Source organism: Bradyrhizobium jicamae, from assembly GCF_001440395.1.
GTDB lineage: Bacteria > Pseudomonadota > Alphaproteobacteria > Rhizobiales > Xanthobacteraceae > Bradyrhizobium > Bradyrhizobium jicamae.
In genome coordinates this window covers 86,629-89,391 of record NZ_LLXZ01000057.1, presented here as the reverse complement: position 1 = coordinate 89,391, position 2,763 = coordinate 86,629, and the positions used below count along the sequence as shown (strand labels likewise).

At 62.6% G+C, this 2,763-nt stretch carries 4 protein-coding genes and 1 pseudogene; 4 read left to right on the top strand and 1 reads right to left on the bottom strand.

Annotated features, from left to right (window positions below; genetic code table 11):
• From CQ12_RS09240 to CQ12_RS09225, 4 genes are all read left to right on the top strand, one after another.
• On the top strand, window positions 1–363 hold a 363-nt coding region (locus tag CQ12_RS09240), incomplete at its 5' end, for a chemotaxis protein CheW (RefSeq protein WP_083519203.1).
• A gap of 27 nt (window positions 364–390) precedes the next feature.
• Window positions 391–765: a response regulator gene (locus tag CQ12_RS09235; RefSeq protein ID WP_057834997.1), complete on the top strand. Its 375-nt coding sequence runs from the start codon at window positions 391–393 to the stop codon at window positions 763–765.
• A gap of 46 nt (window positions 766–811) precedes the next feature.
• Window positions 812–1,684, top strand: coding sequence for a CheR family methyltransferase (locus CQ12_RS09230; protein WP_057834996.1), 873 nt, complete (start codon window positions 812–814; stop codon window positions 1,682–1,684).
• 3 nt (window positions 1,685–1,687) lie between these two features.
• Window positions 1,688–2,008: a hypothetical protein gene (locus CQ12_RS09225; protein WP_057834995.1), complete on the top strand. Its 321-nt coding sequence runs from the start codon at window positions 1,688–1,690 to the stop codon at window positions 2,006–2,008.
• 44 nt (window positions 2,009–2,052) lie between these two features.
• Here the strand turns inward: CQ12_RS09225 and CQ12_RS09220 are convergent.
• A pseudogene (locus CQ12_RS09220) lies at window positions 2,053–2,763 on the bottom strand (putative bifunctional diguanylate cyclase/phosphodiesterase); the annotation flags it as partial.

The window sequence follows — 2,763 nt, the reverse complement described above, 5'->3', positions numbered from 1 at the left end:
CCGGAGCGGCTGACGCGGGTGCCGCTGGCCTCCGCCGAGATCGCCGGCGTGCTCAACCTGCGCGGCCGCATCGTCACCGTGGTCGACATGCGCGCCCGGCTCGGACTGCCGAAGAATGACGACGGCAAGCCGCCGATGGCGGTCGGCGTCGACCTGCGCGGCGAGTCCTACGGCCTGCTGATCGACCAGATCGGCGAGGTGCTGCGGCTGCCCGACGCCAGCCGCGAGGAAAACCCCGTCAACCTCGATCCGCGCTTCGCCAAGCTCGCCGGCGGCGTTCACCGCCTCGACGGCCAGCTCATGGTCGTTCTCGACATCGATCGCGTTCTCGAAATCGTTCCGAAAACAGCCCTCGCAGCGTAGCGCCGCGCATCAAGCAAGGAGGCCAACATGAAAACCTGTCTTGTCGTCGATGATTCCAGCGTGGTGCGCAAGATCGCGCGCCGCATCCTCGAAGAAATGGACTTCCACATCGTCGAAGCCGAGGACGGCGAGCAGGCGCTCGAAGCCTGCAAGGGCGCCATGCCCACCGCGGTGCTGCTCGACTGGAACATGCCGGTCATGGACGGCTACGAGTTCCTCGGCCATCTGCGGCGCTTGCCCGGCGGCGACGTGCCCAAGGTGGTGTTCTGCACCACCGAGAACGGCATGGATCATATTTCGCGCGCGCTGCATGCCGGCGCCAACGAATACATCATGAAGCCGTTCGACAAGGACATCGTTGCCGCGAAGTTCCAGGAAGTCGGCTTGGTCGAACTGACCTAACAGAACTCGATTTGAATCTTATCCGCTTGCCGTTGAGAGGCTACCCGTGACCCCGCCAGACTATGAGTATCTGCGTAAGATCCTGAAGGATCATTCCGGTCTCGATCTGTCCGCAGACAAGCAATATCTGATCGAAAGCCGCCTGCTTCCGCTGTCGCGCAAATGCGGGGTGGCTGGAATCGGCGAGCTCGTGCTGAAAATGAAAGGCGGGTCGTCAACGATTATCGCCCAGGTGGTCGAGGCCATGACCACCAACGAGACCTTCTTCTTCCGTGACAAGGTGCCGTTCGAACATTTTCGCGATACGATCATGCCGGAGATGTTGAAGGCGCGCGCCAACCGCAAGAGCATCAGGATATGGTGCGCCGCCGGCTCGACCGGCCAGGAGCCGTATTCGCTTGCGATGTCGCTCAAGGAAATGGGCCCGGCGCTCGCCGGCTGGCGGACCGAGATCATCGCCACCGACCTGTCGCAGGAAGTGCTGGAGAAATCGAAGTCGGGCATCTACAGCCAGTTCGAGGTCCAGCGCGGTCTTCCGATTCAACTGCTCGTCAAATATTTCAAGCAGAACGGCGAATTGTGGCAGATCAGCCCGGAGCTGCGCGGCATGGTGCAGCATCGCCAGCTCAATCTGCTGCACGACTTCTCCCTGCTCGGCAATTTCGACATCATCTTCTGCCGCAACGTGCTGATCTATTTCGATCAGGACACCAAGATCAACATCTTCGGCCGTCTCGCCAAGGCGATGGAAGGCGATGGCTTCCTGGTGCTGGGCGCGGCGGAAACGGTCGTCGGCCTGACCGATGTCTTCAAGCCGTTCCCGGACAAGCGTGGCCTCTATCGGCCGAGCGGCGCGCGGGCGGCATCCCCTCAGGCCGGCGGGTCGATGCCAAAAATCGCCGCGATGGCGGGACGGTGAGCGATGACGGAAGAAGGCAAGGGCGCGGAGAGGGTCACGTTCAGCCGGGGCTATGACGTCTGCCTCATGGCGATCGACGGCACCTGGCGCCGGGACTGCCAGCTCAACGCGATCTCGGACACCGACGCCACGCTGACCGTGGAAGGCTCCATTCAAGGCCTCAATCTCAAGGAGTTCTTCCTGCTTCTGTCCTCGACCGGCCTCGCCTATCGCCGCTGCGAGCTCGTTCGCGTCAACGGCACGGAAATGGATATTCGCTTCCTGCGCGGCAAGCACGGCAAGAAAAAGTCGGGTGCTTCGTCAAAGGCCGAAGCTGACGCTTAAGGTGCTACAGCGGCCCGGCTTCCGGCGCCGAAAAGCTGGCCAATTCAGCGCGTGCCCGTGACGCTCTCGCATGCGGTGGCCAGACCCGATACCAGATGCCGGTAATGCGCGATCGGTTCCGGCCGGGCCGATCAGATAGCCCTGAACCTGACAGCCTTCCCGCGCGAGGAATGCCCGCTGCTCCTCGGTCTCGACGCCCTCCGCGATCACCGGCAGCGCGAGCGTGCGTCCCAATCCGAGGATGGATTGGATGATGGCGCCGGCCTGAAAGCTGTCGCCAATCCTGGAAACGAAGGTCTTATCGATCTTGATCTTGTCGAATGGAAAGTCCTGCAGGTAGGACAGCGATGAATAGCCGGTTCCGAAATCGTCCATCGCGATGCGGACGCCAAAACCCTTGATCCGGCGCAGGATCGAGAGGGCACGTTCGAAATCCTGAAACAGCACACCCTCGGTGATTTCGATTTCAAGGCGTTGCGGATCGAGGCCGGTTTCCACCAGCGTGGCAAGGACCATCGCCGCCACGTCGCCGCGCCGGAAATCGACCGGCGACAGGTTGACGGCGATCGTGAGCGGCCGTCGCCAGGATGCGGCTTCCCGGCAGGCTTCGCGCAACACCCATTCATCGATCGGCGCGATCGCGCCGGTCTCTTCCGCCAGCGGAATGAACAGCCCCGGCGGCACCAGGCCGCGCAGCGGATGCCGCCAGCGCAGCAGCGCCTCGAAACCGAAGATCCTTCCATTGGGAAGGGCCT